The organism is Methylobacterium sp. CM6241, assembly GCF_054817845.1.
Window position 1 is genome coordinate 4832571 of the sequence record NZ_CM139246.1, and the last position, 15169, is coordinate 4847739.

At 63.0% G+C, this 15169-nt stretch carries 12 protein-coding genes and 1 tRNA gene; 9 read left to right on the forward strand and 4 right to left on the reverse strand.

Translation table 11 applies throughout. From position 1 onward, the window contains the following. Window positions 1–9 precede the first annotated feature (9 nt). Window positions 10–1653, forward strand: coding sequence for a chaperonin GroEL (gene groL, locus ACYQR9_RS22755; RefSeq protein WP_056424589.1), 1644 nt, complete (start codon window positions 10–12; stop codon window positions 1651–1653). A 232-nt stretch (window positions 1654–1885) separates the two neighbouring features. Here the strand turns inward: groL and ACYQR9_RS22760 are convergent, their stop codons facing one another. After that, window positions 1886–2617 carry a hypothetical protein gene (locus ACYQR9_RS22760; RefSeq protein WP_207413666.1) on the reverse strand — a complete coding sequence of 244 codons (732 nt, stop codon included), beginning with the start codon at window positions 2615–2617 and terminating at the stop codon, window positions 1886–1888. A 302-nt stretch (window positions 2618–2919) separates the two neighbouring features. Between ACYQR9_RS22760 and ACYQR9_RS22765 the strand changes: the two genes are divergently transcribed. Both ACYQR9_RS22765 and ACYQR9_RS22770 read left to right on the forward strand, forming a co-directional pair. After that, window positions 2920–3252 (forward strand): hypothetical protein, encoded by a 333-nt coding sequence (locus ACYQR9_RS22765; RefSeq protein ID WP_461228124.1) that lies wholly within the window; start codon window positions 2920–2922, stop codon window positions 3250–3252. Between the two features lie 143 nt (window positions 3253–3395). After that, the gene (locus ACYQR9_RS22770; RefSeq protein WP_461228125.1) at window positions 3396–5507 is read left to right on the forward strand and encodes an ABC transporter ATP-binding protein/permease; all 2112 of its coding nucleotides are present in this window, start codon (window positions 3396–3398) and stop codon (window positions 5505–5507) included. Window positions 5508–5515: 8 nt separating this feature from the next. Here the strand turns inward: ACYQR9_RS22770 and ACYQR9_RS22775 are convergent, their stop codons facing one another. The 3 genes from ACYQR9_RS22775 to ACYQR9_RS22785 form a co-directional block, all read right to left on the reverse strand. After that, the gene (locus ACYQR9_RS22775; RefSeq protein ID WP_461228126.1) at window positions 5516–6232 is read right to left on the reverse strand and encodes an LrgB family protein; all 717 of its coding nucleotides are present in this window, start codon (window positions 6230–6232) and stop codon (window positions 5516–5518) included. Next, window positions 6229–6624: a CidA/LrgA family protein gene (locus ACYQR9_RS22780; protein ID WP_461228127.1), complete on the reverse strand. Its 396-nt coding sequence runs from the start codon at window positions 6622–6624 to the stop codon at window positions 6229–6231. Before ACYQR9_RS22780 ends, ACYQR9_RS22775 begins: the two co-directional genes overlap by 4 nt. A gap of 68 nt (window positions 6625–6692) precedes the next feature. Further along, window positions 6693–7160, reverse strand: a complete 468-nt coding sequence (locus ACYQR9_RS22785; protein WP_056424570.1) for a tellurite resistance TerB family protein — start codon at window positions 7158–7160, stop codon at window positions 6693–6695. 202 nt (window positions 7161–7362) lie between these two features. On the opposite strand from ACYQR9_RS22785, the gene ACYQR9_RS22790 reads away from it, so the two are divergent. The 6 genes from ACYQR9_RS22790 (at window position 7363) to ACYQR9_RS22815 (ending at window position 15117) form a co-directional block, all read left to right on the forward strand. Continuing rightward, window positions 7363–7438, forward strand: a tRNA-Thr gene (locus ACYQR9_RS22790). A 412-nt stretch (window positions 7439–7850) separates the two neighbouring features. Continuing rightward, on the forward strand, window positions 7851–11000 hold the full coding sequence (locus ACYQR9_RS22795) for a hypothetical protein (protein ID WP_461228128.1): 3150 nt from the start codon (window positions 7851–7853) through the stop codon (window positions 10998–11000). A gap of 738 nt (window positions 11001–11738) precedes the next feature. Then, complete coding sequence (locus tag ACYQR9_RS22800) at window positions 11739–11954, forward strand: helix-turn-helix domain-containing protein (RefSeq protein WP_461228129.1); 216 nt, start codon at window positions 11739–11741, stop codon at window positions 11952–11954. Window positions 11955–12098: 144 nt separating this feature from the next. Next, a complete protein-coding gene (locus tag ACYQR9_RS22805) occupies window positions 12099–13433 on the forward strand; it encodes a hypothetical protein (protein ID WP_461228130.1) in 1335 nt (444 codons plus the stop codon). A 12-nt stretch (window positions 13434–13445) separates the two neighbouring features. Then, window positions 13446–13928 (forward strand): hypothetical protein, encoded by a 483-nt coding sequence (locus tag ACYQR9_RS22810; protein WP_461228131.1) that lies wholly within the window; start codon window positions 13446–13448, stop codon window positions 13926–13928. Window positions 13929–13995: 67 nt separating this feature from the next. Beyond that, on the forward strand, window positions 13996–15117 hold the full coding sequence (locus ACYQR9_RS22815; protein WP_461228132.1) for a hypothetical protein: 1122 nt from the start codon (window positions 13996–13998) through the stop codon (window positions 15115–15117). Window positions 15118–15169 lie beyond the last annotated feature (52 nt).

The following is a 15169-nucleotide window of genomic DNA, read 5'->3' on the forward strand; positions in this document are numbered from 1 at the left end:
GATCTATACATGGCAGCGAAAGAAGTACGCTTCGGCTCAGATGCCCGCGAGAAGATGCTCCGCGGCGTCGACATCCTCGCGGATGCCGTCAAGGTGACCCTCGGCCCCAAGGGCCGTAACGTCGTCATCGAGAAGTCCTTCGGCGCTCCGCGCATCACCAAGGACGGCGTCACCGTCGCCAAGGAGATCGAGCTCGCCGACAAGTTCGAGAACATGGGCGCCCAGATGGTGCGCGAAGTGGCCTCGAAGACCAACGACATCGCTGGCGACGGCACCACCACGGCCACCGTCCTGGCCCAGGCCATCGTCCGTGAAGGCGCCAAGTACGTGGCCGCCGGCATGAACCCGATGGACCTGAAGCGCGGCATCGACCTCGCCACCACCGCCGCCGTGAAGGACATCACGAGCCGCGCCAAGAAGGTCGCCTCGTCCGAGGAAGTCGCCCAGGTCGGCACCATCTCGGCCAATGGCGACAAGGAAATCGGCGAGATGATCGCCCACGCCATGCAGAAGGTCGGCAACGAGGGTGTCATCACCGTCGAGGAAGCCAAGACCGCCGAGACCGAGCTCGACGTCGTCGAGGGCATGCAGTTCGACCGCGGCTACCTCTCCCCGTACTTCATCACGAACGCGGAGAAGATGGTCGCCGAGCTCGAGGACCCCTACATCCTCATCCACGAGAAGAAGCTCTCGTCGCTCCAGGCGATGCTGCCGGTTCTCGAGGCCGTGGTGCAGACCGGCAAGCCGCTCGTCATCATCGCCGAAGACATCGAGGGTGAGGCTCTCGCCACGCTCGTCGTGAACAAGCTGCGCGGTGGCCTCAAGGTCGCTGCCGTCAAGGCTCCGGGCTTCGGCGATCGCCGCAAGGCCATGCTCGAGGACATCGCGATCCTGACCCAGGGTCAGATGATCGCCGAGGACCTCGGCATTAAGCTCGAGAACGTCACCCTCCCGATGCTCGGCCGCGCCAAGCGCATCCGCATCGAGAAGGAGACCACCACGATCATCGACGGTCTCGGCGAGAAGGCGGACATCGAAGCCCGCGTAGGCCAGATCAAGGCGCAGATCGAGGAGACCACCTCGGACTACGACCGTGAGAAGCTCCAGGAGCGCCTGGCCAAGCTCGCCGGCGGCGTCGCGGTCATCCGCGTCGGCGGCGCGACCGAGGTCGAGGTCAAGGAAAAGAAGGACCGCGTCGACGACGCGCTCAACGCCACCCGCGCTGCGGTGGAAGAAGGCATCGTCCCCGGCGGCGGCACCGCCCTCCTCCGTGCCCGTGAGGCCGTCCGCGCTCTCCAGAGCGACAACCCGGACGTCCAGGCCGGCATCAAGATCGTGCTGAAGGCCCTTGAGGCCCCGATCCGCCAGATCGCCGCCAACTCGGGCGTCGAAGGCTCGATCGTGGTCGGCAAGATCACCGACAACACCTCTTCGATCACCTACGGCTTCAACGCCCAGACCGAGGAGTATGTCGACATGATCCAGGCCGGCATCGTCGACCCGGCCAAGGTCGTGCGCACCGCTCTGCAGGACGCCTCCTCGATCGCCGGCCTCCTCGTCACCACCGAGGCCATGATCGCCGATGCTCCCAAGAAGGACAGCGGCGCTCCCCAGATGCCGGGCGGCGGCGGCATGGGCGGCATGGACTTCTAAGTCGTCCCTATCGTCACGTGGAATGGATGCTCTCGCGGTTACCGCCGCGAGAGCGGAGAGGGTCGTCGCAAGACGACCCTCTTTTCGTTACGGATGATCGGACAAGACCGGGCGCTGGGCGGTTAAATGTCGTCGCGTGTACGGATTTGGCCGAATTGAATCCGTGAAACCTTCACCCGATATTTCAGCCCGTCACGGCAGAGAGCCGGCGAGACTTCAGTATCGGCGGTATTTACCCGGCGCGGCGATTGCACCGGACGTAAGAGGCGTCGCCCTTGGCGCTCGACCATGTCAGACGGTCGCCTTCGACGATCAGCTTCACTTGGGATGTCCAGCGCCGGCCGCCATCGCTGCAGGATGCCGCCACGCTCCAACTCGCGCCCATGCGCCGCCCGTCGCGGAAGGTACAGACGGTGTTTCCCGCCCGCGCGCCATTCTCGGTGATCCGCGCCGGAATGTATCCACGGCGCCGCGCGCCGCGGCGGCATGCCACCTCGTTCGGCCCCCACACGCCGACATAAGCCGCCGCCTCGATCGGTGGAGAAGCGGCAGCGGGGGCATCGGCGCGTGGCGTCACTTCCGTATCCTGCTTGAGCGCGACCGGCCGGATGCCCGGCTGGGCAGGGGATGCAGCGAGCCTGTCCCGGGCAGGCGCTCCAGCGTGAGCAGAGCCAAGCCCCACATCCGACCAGGGCGCATTGGCACGGGGCAGGCGTGAGGATGCCGCCGTGTTCTCGAACGGACCCGGCTCGTTCAAGGCAGCCTGTGCCGTGCCGGTCTCAGGTCGGACAGGGGTATCGTTCGTCAACAGAACTGTGCTGTAGCCGAGGAGAACGCCCCAGCCCATGGCGAGGGATACTGGGAGTATCAAGGCACGGCGCGACCCTCCCGACGGTCCGGTCACCGTCACTGACGGCGTGCCGTCCTCGTTTCTCATATCCTCGCTTTCGATGCCGGCGGCCATCGTCGTCTCCCGTCAAGCCCGACCCTGAGGCCGAGCCAATCCCGTGCGCGCCAATTTCGCGGCGGCGCCCACCACCTCACTATTCCGCGACATTCGATCCCCCACCCCGTCCGACATGCAGGCCGTTATCATTCTCAAAGTCGGCTCTCGTCAGGACAGGTGTGTGATTATTCTGTCTCGGTGCGTTTGATAGCGGTGGATAGACTCCGGGAATAGGGCGAGCGAACGGCAAGGCCTTCCCGTCGCTTTCCAAAACTGCCATGCTCAAGCTTGTGAGAAACATACCAGCGCGCAGATCCATCGTGACGAGACGCCTCGCCATCGCCGTCTGCGTCGTCATCGCCACCTCGGCCGGCGCTCAGACGCCTCCCTCCACTCCGCGGATGTCCTGCGCGGACGCGATGGCGCTCGTGAAGCGCGACGGATCGGCGGTCCTGTCCTGGTCCGTGGGCAAGGCGGATAGGTCCGGCAAGGGGGAGCAGCCGGTAAAGACGGAACGCTTCGTCAGCGATCGCAGCCTTTGCGGCCTGACGGAAATCGCCGAGCTCCGTTTCGTCCCGACCCGCGATAATCTGGAATGCCCCGTGGGGTACCGCTGTCGCGAGCCCGATTACGGCGACTGGGATTGGCCCTGATCCGATCTGACGCATCCGGCGGGTGAAGCCCTCGCCACGATCTCGCCACGACCGGCCGTCACTGCCGCCGTCACGATCGGGTGCTAATCCGGCGGGCGAAGACCCATTCGCACATTTGAATTTACCGAGTTGAGGAGACGCGCGTGGCCGTACTCAGGACAGGCCTCGGCCTGCAGGCCGCCATAACGGCGCTCTTTGCCCTCGTTCTTCTGATCCTGCCGGGCACCTCGACGCCGCTCTACGTCAGCCTCAGCGGCTTCGCGATGGTGGTGATCCTTTTTGCCTCCGCCAAGCTCTCAGATTATCTCAAGGTGTTCGTTTCCGTCTACGGTATCGGGTATTTGTTCCTAGCCGGTGCTAAGCAACTGGCAGCATCCGGTTTTCTGCCGGAGACGCTGGCGGCACTGCTGCCGCCTGCCTTCGCGGCCACGGGCGCGGTGGTCTTCGCAGGCATCGTATTCGGAATTTCCCATCTCGAACCCATCCGCGCGATCACCCGCATCGCCGATCCGTTCTTCGCCGCACGCGAGGAGCCGAACCGGGAAATCCGACCGTTCCGTTTCTTCGGCGGTACCGAAGGCCGCGTCGCACGGCGCCTCGTTGCGCTTTCGATCTTCATCACCTTTGCGCAGGTTGCGCTACAACTGCGCCTGAACTTCTGGTACCGCGACCTCTTCAACGCGCTGCAAGAGTATAACGCCGACGCATTCTGGTATCAGCTCGTCTGGATCTTCGTGCCTCTTGCGACGATCTGGGTCATCATCGGCATGTTCGACACTTTCGTCGATGCTTCGCTGCATATCCGCTGGCGCACTTGGCTCGCACGCAGCCTCTACAGCCGCTGGCTCGATGGGGGCACGCATTACCGCATACCCTTCACCGACGAACCGGCCGACAACCCGGATCAGCGCATCCAGAGCGACGTCAACCTCTTCATCCAGCAGACGACGAGCCTGTCGATCCGGCTCCTGTCCCAGGCCGCTACCCTGGTTTCCTTTATGGTTATCCTTTGGGGGCTGTCGCGGGATTTCGTTCTTCCCTTCACCGACATGGTAGTGCCCGGCTTCCTGGTGTGGCTGGTCATCGTCTACGCGGTGGTCGGAACTTGGCTGACCCATCTCATCGGCCGTCCGCTCATCGGCCTCGACTTCCGGCAGGAGAAGGTGGAGGCCGATTTTCGCTTCTCACTTGCGCGGACCAGGATCTATTCCGAGCAGATTGCCCTGCTGCGCGGTGAGCGGTCGGAGACCTTGCGCCTGCGCGAGCTGTTCCGGGAGATCATCGAGAACTACCTCGCCATCATCTACCGGCGGATCAAGATCGGCAGCTTCACCCTGTCCTACAACCAGATCAGCGTGGTGTTTCCCTACATCCTCGCCGCTCCATCCTACTTCCTGAAGAAAATTACCCTCGGCCAGTTCCAGCAGACGGCGAACGCCTTCAGCAGCGTCCAGGGTTCCCTGTCCTTCTTCATCGATTCCTACACCACCATCGCGTCGTACCGCGCCAATACCAACCGCCTGACGTCATTCAAGCGGGCGATGACGAAGGCGGAGGCCCTGTCCGGTGCCGGATACGGCTTGGTGCAGGGCAGTGGACCGGGCCCGGCCGTGACGGCGTCCGGCATGACCCTGGCGCTGCCCGATGGTCGCGAGATTGTCTCCGCCAAGTCGTTTACCCTCACCAAGGGTGCCGCCACTCTCGTCACCGGCCCGTCTGGATCGGGCAAGTCGACCCTGTTCCGGGCGATCGCCGGGATCTGGCCGTTCGGCAAGGGCCGGATCGACGTGCCCGAAGGTCAGTCGGCGCTGGTGCTGCCGCAGCGGCCGTATATTCCACTCGGAACCCTGCGTGGCGCGGTGGTCTATCCCAGCACCACCGACCAGTTCTCCGACGAGGCGATCCGCGAAGCCTTGATTGCCGCGCAACTGCCGCAGCTGGCCGACCGTCTCGACGAGATCGATGCCTGGGACCAGCGCCTGTCCGGCGGTGAACAGCAGCGTTTGGCCATCGCCCGCGCCGTGCTGGCGAAGCCCGCGTGGCTTTTCCTCGACGAATCCACCGCCGCCCTCGACGAGCCGAGCGAAGCCGGCATCTACCGCATGCTGCGCGAGCGGTTGCCGGGGACGACCATCGTTTCCATCGGCCATCGCTCGACGCTGCACGCCCTTCACGACACGCGCATCGACATGAAACCGGGCCAGGACGGCCGCTTCATCCCGACGGAAACGCCTGAGGCCGCTCTCGCCAAATAGGGGTGACGTCAGCGCAAGAACGTCACGGCGAGCGGTGCGAGAATCGCCGTGATGAAGGCGTTGAGACCGAGTGCGATACCCGCGAAAGCACCCGCCACCTCGTTGACCTGAAACGCCCGTGCGGTGCCGACACCGTGCGCGGCGAGACCGGCTGCGAAGCCCCGTGCCCGCATGTCCTGAATGCGGAGCAGATTCATGAGCGGCGTCACCAGGATTCCACCGGTCATACCTGTCAACATCACCAGCACGGCCGCGAGGGTCGGATCGCCGCCGAGATTCTGAGCAATCCCCATCGCGACACCGGTCGTCACTGATTTCGGGACGAGGGCGATGATGACGTCGTGCGGGATGCCGAAGGCCGTGCCCAACGTCATGGCAGAGATGAGAGCTACGACGGAGCCCACGAGGAGAGCTGCCAGCATTGGCGCCAGCGAGCGGATCACCGTGACGCGGTATTCGTAGAGCGGGATCGCCAGGGCCACGGTGGCGGGCCCGAGCAGGAAGTGGACGAATTGGGCACCGTCGAAATAAGTCGCGTAGGGCGTTCCGGTCAGCTTAAGCACGCCAGCCATCAGGATGATGGCGACGACTACGGGATTCGCCAGAGGATGCCTGTTCGTTGCCGTGGCGATGCGGTCGGCCACCGCATAGACCATCAGAGTCACGGTCAGCCACAGCAGGGGCGTGCGCGAGAGATAGACCCAGAGCGCGAAATCGCCGGTCATGGCTCCCTCCCCGGGGCGACCCAACGCTTGACGGCGACGAAGGTTAGCGCCGTCGCCGTGAGGGTCGCCAATGTCGAGACGACAACGACGCAGGCCAGCGCCAGGCCATGAGCTTCGAGCACGTCGAGCCGTCCGACGATACCGGCGCCGGCCGGGATGAACATCAGCGACAGATGGGCGAGCAGCCCTTTTCCGGAACGCTCGAGGGTGCCGTCCACGAGGGGCGCAGCGAGGACGCGTGAAGCAATGCCGGACCAGCGGTCGCGCAGCACCATGAACAAGAGAAGCAGTGCCATCCCGATGACCGGTCCCGGGACTGAGAGGGCCGTGGCACGTGCGAGCACCTCTCCGACGAGTTGGGCCAGGAGGATCAAGGTGAAGCTGACGATCATCGCGCCGCGATTCTTTCTTCCGGCCTGATCCGGCCCGGCGAAACCGAGGATCGTCTGCCGAGCTGCCGCTAGGAGACCGCCCCCGATTCTGCGCCGGCTCTGGCGAGACGGATCGCCGTGTCATCGAACCGGAGCAGGCGACCGAGCCGCCAGACCAACGCCTCTTCGAACTCATGAACCGTGCCATCGGCGCCGGCCACCGACCACGCCATCGAGAGCAGCCGCGCGCGCTCCGTCTCGCCGAACTCGTGGCCCATCATTTCCACGAGCAGCGCCATGTCGCGGGTCTGGGCATCGACGCCGGCTGCGCGAGCGATCAGCGCTTCGGCCTCTTCTCGGTTGCCGGCATAGCGTCCCTCGACCAAGCGGCAGAGCCGCTCCGACTCGGCCCCGTCGAGAACGCCATCCACCCGTGCCACATGGACGAGAAGGGCAATCGCCGCCAAGCGCTCATCTACAGCTTCCGAATCGTCCGGGCTCGCGGACAGGCCGAACGCGTCGGCAGCATAGGCACGCAAGCGGGCAATGAGGGACATGGCTTTTCCTGAAACGTGCCGCGAGCCTTCGAAGCCGCATCGCTCCGCGTCAAGGCAGCATGGCGCATCGCGGGACCGTGATGCACCGTCCGTGGCACAGTTGCATCACGAAGACGACGCGGGCCGCCTTGCCATCGGTCGAGCGTGCGGATATGAAGCCGCAACGATCCGAAGCGACACCAGCCGTCGCACTACGGATCTCGCCGCAATAGCTCAGCTGGTAGAGCACCTCATTCGTAATGAGGGGGTCGGGGGTTCGAATCCCTCTTGCGGCACCAAATTCCCTAATGATTCCAGTTGCTGCTGTTTGTTTTCTTCGAGGTTATTAGGTCCTCAATTCCCTGGGGGCGCGCCGGGGGCGCAGACAGGTGGTCCTACTGGCTGCCGATATTATTCGCACCTGCCCTATGAAGGCGTGGCGGTCGTAGGTCCCGTGATCAAAATTCAGCATTCAGAAGCCTGAGCTAGTGATCGCTTGCGGCCGGGGTCGATTGTACCGGGCAGTTCTATGGTTGCCCCGAATTAAAAAAACTCACTTCAGCGCGCATTGAGCGACGGGAGCCGACCGCTAGCTGCTTGTTGGCGCGTGAGGGACGGAATGGAAGCTCAACAAATTGTATTTTCAGCGGGCCGCACAAGAGGCGCGCGAAAAGGGTTCGCCAACGCGGGATGCGCGTTTATCGTTAGCGTATGGAGTTCATCGACAAGCAGATTGCCCCGCCCAAATCATGGGAGAAGTTTGAAGAGCTAATTTGCTCTCTCTTCGCCAAAATTTGGAGCGACCCGCTGGCGCAGAAGAACGGCCGCGTCGGGCAAAAGCAGCATGGCGTAGACGTCTATGGAAGGCCTACCTATGCAAATCGGCTAGTCCACGGCGTTCAGTGTAAGGGCAAGGATAGAAATTACGGCGCAAAGGCCACGCCGGCCGAGTTCGACGCCGAACTCGCGAAGGCTGATACCTTCAAGCCCAGTCTTGCCCATTGGTGTTTCGCGACTACGGCCTCCACCGATGCCAAATTACAGCGCCATGTTCGCGAGATATCTGAACGCCGAGAGCGTGACGGCCGGTTCCCAGTAGAGGTAATCGGCTGGGAGACAATTCAATTGCTGCTCTCGGGACACAGCGATGTAATAGAGCAATTCTATCCTGAACATGCAGGGCATCTTCTCGAAATCATCGATGCCCTTAAGGCATTGCCCAGTGCGGTCGAGATCGAGGCAATCAAGCAAAGGATGCTCGCGATCGAGACTACTGTTCGCCCGCTTGCTTCGATATCCCCCTGGTTGGAAGTCTCCTTCGATACGGCGCGTGATCTTGGACCTGCCTTGATGGGCCGTGCCCTTGGCCCGGCAGATGTCGCAACGTGCCCCGTGCTGCCAGAGACGGCCGTGCTGCTCAGCGATCTCGAACGTGCTGGATCAGCGCGGCTGGCGGGAGTTGCAGGCGCTGGCAAGTCGATTTGCACGCTTCAGGCAGCGCGACAGCTCCATGCCAAGGGGTGGCGCGTGCTACGGTTGGACGACCCGATGGTAGAGAGTACGCCACCTGCCGACAGGCAAAGGTCGACGCTGTTAATCGTCGACGACGCCCATTTGGCACGCCCAGGCTTCTTGCGTGGACTAGAAGAGCAGGCGACGGATACGTTGTGGGTGATCAGCGCTCATACGATTGAGGTGGATAAGAATTCGTTTCCCGGCGTCATCCAGATTGATGCTCGTCGTGCAGTCCGCGTCATTGCCGACGGTTTGCGTGCCATGCCTGTTGCAACGCTCGCTGCTGTCCGCCGTGCCGACGACCGCGTAGGGGACAGGCCCGGCGATGAGCAACTGGATAGCCGCCTCGACCATGCCGCGCAGGTTGCGACCTTCCCCTGGCAATTTTGTTTCATTCTCGGCGGCGGTTGGCGTCGCGCCAGAGCGCTCGCGAGTTCAGCTAGGTCGGCCGGCGCCGATCTGGTTCTCGCTGCCGCAGCGATACGCCAGCTTGCGACGCGAGACGCCCGATGCACGCGTGAAGCGCTCTTGTCGATTCTTGAATCGTGGATGCCCCCCCATAAGACAGACTTGGCGATAGACTGGCTAATCAGCCAAAGGCTGTTGCTTAGCCGGGAGGACTTACGCTGTCCGCATCAACGGCTTTCGGGCGTTCTCATCGGTCCAATTCTCGATGACCAAGACCAGGACGGCCGGATGGCGGTTGCCAAGATGCTCCGCGTGGTGCTGCAAGATGAAGAGACACCGCTTGGCGGCATCGCTCTGCTGTTGCGCGAGCTGTCGCAGGTCGAGGTCAATGGACGCTGGCATCGACCGATAGATCGGCAATGGCTTTATCCAGTCCTCGAACGCTGTTGGGCCGCGACAACGACAGTCGAAATACGAGAGGCCTGTTGGGCGCTTTCCGAGATACACAATTATTTGGCGGACGAAATAGCGAGAGTCGCCGTGCGCCGGAGAACGCTCGTAAACTGGATTGAAGCGACGCCGGAAGGTGCGGGCTATGCAATCGGCCGATTCGTGAATGTTTTGTTGAATCAGGATCAAGCGCTGGGACGAGCGATCGTCGCCGAGACGAACCCAGCGCTGCTAGCTCAGGCGATGAGTAAGGCCGGACCGGTTCACGCCTGCGAGATTGCCGATCTGATAAATATGATGAGAGTAGGTCAGGATGAGGTATGGAAGACAGCACATATGGTAGCTGTTGACCGGCCTGCGTTGGCACGCTTGGTTCGCGCTTGGCCCGAGAATGCTCCCCTCTGGACCGTCGCCGACCTGTGCGAGCATTTTTGCTACTTCGAGCCGCAATTCGGATTCGAGTTGATCGAGGCGCTTGTCCCGGCAATCTCAAAGCGGATGCGTGCTGATCCAGTGAATGCTTTTTATGAGCTGAATGACATCGTTTGGGACTCACTCAGGCTTTACGATCCGTTGCAGATATATGTCGGCAAGCTCGCACCAACGCGACGGATGAAACAGGTCGGCCGAAAGCTCTGCGCCTGCTGGTCTCCTACAGACCTCGCCGCCAAGCTGTCAAAGAGCACTAAGCGGAATTTCCAGTCGGCGGCGGGGCTGCTAAGTTTTTTGGACAAGACGTCCCCGAAGCTATTTCAAGCGACAGTAATGGCGATCGACTGGGAATCGGTCGATGCAACGATAGGTGACGATTGGGCGTCCGACATTGGTAATGCTGAAATGCTGATCAGCGTAGCCTATAGCGTAATGGCAGCGCGGCCGGCGATCTATGCGCTAATTGCACGTAACGAGCCGCGCATCTCGCATTTGTCAGCGCGCCTCGCGGTGATGGCGCCTAATACTGCGAGCCGTATTATTGCTGCGGGTAAGCAAATAATGATTACCCAATTTTGGCACGTAGAGTGGACGTTGGGTATGCTTGTTCTAACAAACTTTTCATTAGATGACCCCGCAATTATTCTACAACTGCTTGAGCCTCATTATAATAATATTTCAGACGCGCTTTCCCAGCAAAGCCCTACCTTCTATAATGATGCCTTATACTTTCTGAGATTGCTGTCTCAGCTTGTGCCGCACGGCTTAGAGCGTGTGCTTGATCAAATTACTGTAGAAAAAGCAGCACATGGTTGGCGCAATGCGCTTGCAGGGCGCGAGAACAATCATGTGCGCGGCGCGAAAGAGCAGGCACGACAAGTTGTTGCCTTCCTAATCCATCATTCTCTCCGACGTGAAGATACGATCGGCGATCTCGCTCAAACGCTCCGGCGCGAATTCCCAAGGTATTCAGTGCCGCGAGAAGAAACGCTCGAAGCAATTGATCTAGTCAAGCTCGCTGAGGTTGTTGCACACGCTACCAAGGCGGACAACTAAAGGGTTTATGGAGCTGAGCGGTCTGGAATCCAGATGAAGGGGCATGACCACTTTTTGCACTGTTTACCCGTCCGGCGTTCCCGATGATGAATGGGTTTTGGTCGCCCCTTAGCTAACGCTGCTGCGCGAGGCCGCAGGGCGGCGCGAGTTCGGCCTGCAAGGGGGGATCAATGGGCTGCGCTTCATCGTGAAGACGGGCCCGCCGTTGTTGTTGATGCCTTACGACCTCCTGCCCTGGGAATCCGTCTTCCAGCAGGCCCCGCGCTAGCTGGCGGCAGGTTGCTTCGAGCAACAGGTTAACGATCCTCCTAAGCTCCTGCGTCTGGCCTTGGGCCGCAACTCTGGGCGAACGCGGCGATCTTTGACCGTCGGACACTGCGCTCGACGCCCTAGAGCGGCAAGCGGACCGGCTACAATGGGGGCAAGAGTAAGAAGGGTTCCAAGTTCTATCCGCCCGTTGATACGCTGGACCATTTCTTGGCACTGCATGTCACGCCCACAGATGCAGACGACCGTGCCTAGGTTTGGCGTCTGGCAGCGGTAATGCACCCCGTTACCGGTGGCACCGTCAATCTGCCCTTTGTCGATCAGGTTTATATCGGCAAGAGGCCGGCGTGATCACCCACAGTCGATGGTCGTTTTTTCACAATCGGCTGTGGACGTGATCTGGCGGAGACATGGCAGGGTGCATCTCGGGTGCTGGCGAAAGACGCCGGCAAGACGAAGAGGGCACTACCCATGGATAGCCGCAACGCACGTCTGATGACTGTGAAGGATGCCAAGGCCAGCCTCGGTATCGGCGTGACGACGCTCTACAAGCTCATGGCGACCGGCAGAATCAGCGCCGTGAAACTCGGTGGCCGCACGCTGATCAGCGAAGCCGAGATCATGCGCTTCAAGTCCGAGCTGCCTCCCGCAGAGCTGCGTGGCAATTACGAGCACAAAGCCGCTTGATACAGACAGAAAAAGGGCCGGTGACGCTCCCGCGTACCGGCCCTTTCGTCTATGCTCACCGAGCTCCCCCCGGCAAACACGTAATTTAGTTCTCGAAAAGCCAGCATCCACTCTGGCTCAACACTTGCCCCGGGAGACCATCCGGTGACTTTGCATAATCTCGTTGCCTCCAAACCGAATAGCAAGCCCTCGTGCTACGGCTATGGCGATCTCCACGCCGAAGCGAAGCCCCGCTGGCGTAGGGAAACAAGCCAGTCGCGTGGCCCGGCCGAGCCCTACAACGACAAGCCGCGGTGCGGCCCCCCTTCGGGCAATAGCACCGATGGCGAGACCGTCTGCATCACGGTGCTGCGCAGGTGGAAGCGCTCGCACAAGGGCCTCGATCCCGCGTCGGCGGCAACCCTCGATTACCTGATCGGCGTTGCGACCAAGGGCGTCGCCACCTGCCGTCAAGACACGATCGCCGCCCGCACGAGCCTGAGTGTCGGCACCGTGAAGCGCCGGCTGGCCATGCTTGAGCACCTCGGCCTGATCACCCGCACGAAGCGCTACGGCACGAACGGCCACCGCAAGTGCGATGCGGTGAAACTGGAACTCGACAGCGGGCAGGTGAAGCTGTCGCCCGAGCAGATCAAGGCTTTGGTGAAGCGGTTCCACGGACCTGCCGGCACACGCGGTGACGCCTCAATTTCTGAGGCTTCGAGCGAGGCTGGGGCTTCTAGACTAAAGCACCCAGGGGCCGAGCAAGATATCCCCAAGGGTTCTTATTTCCCTCCCGTACAGGACTCTTCGGCTACGCCTCAGAGCCCTGACGCTGTGTCAGCCGAGAGAGGGTCTGACGCGCCGGCTACGCCGTCGATCTCCCTGACGGGCGATCAGCGTATTTCGAGTGAAGAAAGTCGGCCGAGCACCGATCAGGGCAGCGCGCACGTCTCGCCCCTTGCCCCGGCCGACGACAGCGATATCGACGCGGCGGATGGGGTGTACCGCGATCACGCACCCTGGGCCGACGACGGCGACGGCGAGTTTGCCAGCCTGCCCCAGGCCGACAGTGCCAGCCACGAGCCGCCGGTAAGCCGCCCTGCCCGCGCGCCTGCCTCGACGCCCCCTGCCCCCGCTACCCGGCCCGCGAAGACGAAGCGGTCCCGCTCGGCCGGGTTGGACGCTGCCGGTGTGCCCATCCTCGCGGACGGTACGCCCAACTGGCGGGCGATCATCTGGACGATACAGATGCCTGCGCTGCAAGCTTTGCATAAGCATAGCACTGGCGGATACATGACGCAGGCGGCGGCGAGAGGCCGTATGGGACGCATCATCAAGCAAATTAGCCTGAAGGAGACGGCTATACTGATGAGCGCCGTGCTTAAGGTCGGGCCTGCCGGCAACCCCTTCGATTACGCCGCCAAGATGATGCTTGGCGAAGCGATCAGTCTCGCCACGGCAACCGACAGTCTCCACCAGCCCATCCGCTACATCTGAGGTGATCCCCCCATGTCAGCCATGCCCGTCACGATCGAACACACGAAAAAGCCTCGCGGATACGTTGGCGCGTACAATGTGCGCCACGCTAGCCGGCGCGAGACGAAGGGCAATGCCGCACTCGGCGAGGGCGGCGGGGCCGGCAAGCCGAGACGCTCGATCCACGAGATTGAGATGAGGCGTCGTGGTGAGGTGGTGAGCCGGTGGCTCGACAGGCTGCGCCTTCCCGATCTCGCCGCCGCCATGGTGCTCGATGACGCCGCGCGCCGCTACGCCATCGCTGGGCTGTGCATGGCCGACCCGGCCCACGTCAGCGACGTGCTGCCCGACCCGGCCGCGTACCGCCGCTGCCTGCGCATGCTCGAAGCCGTTGGCCTGATCACCCTTCAGCGTGGCGCGATCATCCCCAGCATCGGCGTGCTGATCTCGCCCGCCGCGTGGCGCGACGCCGCCCTCGCCCTCAACCGCCCGGCGCAGCCCCGCGCCTGCCGGTAGCCATTCGCAGGTTGCGGGCTGGCCGCACGCGATCTGCCCCCACCACGCGGCCGATATAGGTGTAACGATGAAGTTTCCGAAACTCTTCAACTCGAAAAACCCGATCGCCGAATTGGACGCCGACGTGCTGGGGCGCGAGCGCAACATCGCCCGGCTCCGCGCCGAGATCACCACCGCCAAAAGCAAGGTGGCCTCGCTGATCGATACGCAGGACGATGCCGTGGCGCTGGCGCTCGAAGCCGGCCAGACCGCCGAGGAGGCCGGCGCGATCGAGCGCGCGGCCCTCGCCAACGCACAGGCCCTGGTCTCGACCTTGGAAGGCAGCCTCGACCGCGCCACCGCCGGCCTCGCAACGGCACAGGCCCAGCGCGACACCGCCCGTGACGCCGCCGCCCGCGAGACAGAGGCGGCTGCCCAGGAAGCGCGCGCCGCCGATCTCGTGGAGGCAGCGGGCAAGTTGGACGCGCCCGTGGCCGCCCTGATCAAGGCACTCGCCCCTCTGCGCACGGCAATCACGGCGGCATACGGCCCGACGGTGAATGCCGATGCCATCCTGTCCGCCGTCTTCGCCGAGGCCATAGCCCACCGCGAGCCCAAGCTCTTCCAGAGCGTGCATGTCGATGAGGGGTACGGCAAGCGGCCTGGAATCGCCCTGGCCCGCGCCACCGTCAACGATGCCGGCAAGACATCGCGGGCGATCGCCTACCCGTCGCCTGCCCCCGTCTCGGCGGCCGACTATGCCTGCAAGGCCGTCGCACCGATGAGGGACCGTGCCGCTGCCATCCGCGCCGGCACCGCCGAGCTGCCCAAGCCGCCCAAGCCGGTGAGCGTCGCCGAGCCCGAGTTCCGCTACCCGCCCAATCGCCTGCTTGTCATCGTCGCGGTGCCGCTGCTCTACATCGACCGCAACGGCGAAGAGCAGTTGGTTCAGACCGGCCAGACGCAGCTCCCCATGGCCGTGGCCGATGAAGCGATCAAGCGCAGCCTCGCCCATCTCGCGAACTCGCCCGACGGGCACGCAGCCGCCGAGCGCTTGGCCGTGACGTACCGCGACAACCCGGCCGGCAATGCCACGAGGCGCGGGGCCGTGAACCTGGGCATCAACCTGAAGGAGCTCGCTGAGGCCTACGTCACCGGCAAGCGCAGGCAGTGGATGCTTGCCGAGGGCCGCACTGAGAAAGCCGCATAGCAGCCCCAGGGCGGGCATCGACTGGCGGCGGGCACCGAACCCTGCCGCCGGC

What these genes read in the sequence shown, in the direction of transcription:
- groL (WP_056424589.1), top strand. Translation starts at nt 10, where the DNA reads ATGGCAGCGAAAGAAGTACGCTTCGGCTCAGATGCCCGCGAGAAGATG.
- ACYQR9_RS22760 (WP_207413666.1), bottom strand. Translation starts at nt 2,617, where the DNA reads ATGGCCGCCGGCATCGAAAGCGAGGATATGAGAAACGAGGACGGCACG.
- ACYQR9_RS22775 (WP_461228126.1), bottom strand. Translation starts at nt 6,232, where the DNA reads ATGACCGGCGATTTCGCGCTCTGGGTCTATCTCTCGCGCACGCCCCTG.
- ACYQR9_RS22780 (WP_461228127.1), bottom strand. Translation starts at nt 6,624, where the DNA reads ATGATCGTCAGCTTCACCTTGATCCTCCTGGCCCAACTCGTCGGAGAG.
- ACYQR9_RS22785 (WP_056424570.1), bottom strand. Translation starts at nt 7,160, where the DNA reads ATGTCCCTCATTGCCCGCTTGCGTGCCTATGCTGCCGACGCGTTCGGC.
- ACYQR9_RS22795 (WP_461228128.1), top strand. Translation starts at nt 7,851, where the DNA reads ATGGAGTTCATCGACAAGCAGATTGCCCCGCCCAAATCATGGGAGAAG.
- ACYQR9_RS22800 (WP_461228129.1), top strand. Translation starts at nt 11,739, where the DNA reads ATGGATAGCCGCAACGCACGTCTGATGACTGTGAAGGATGCCAAGGCC.
- ACYQR9_RS22810 (WP_461228131.1), top strand. Translation starts at nt 13,446, where the DNA reads ATGTCAGCCATGCCCGTCACGATCGAACACACGAAAAAGCCTCGCGGA.
- ACYQR9_RS22815 (WP_461228132.1), top strand. Translation starts at nt 13,996, where the DNA reads ATGAAGTTTCCGAAACTCTTCAACTCGAAAAACCCGATCGCCGAATTG.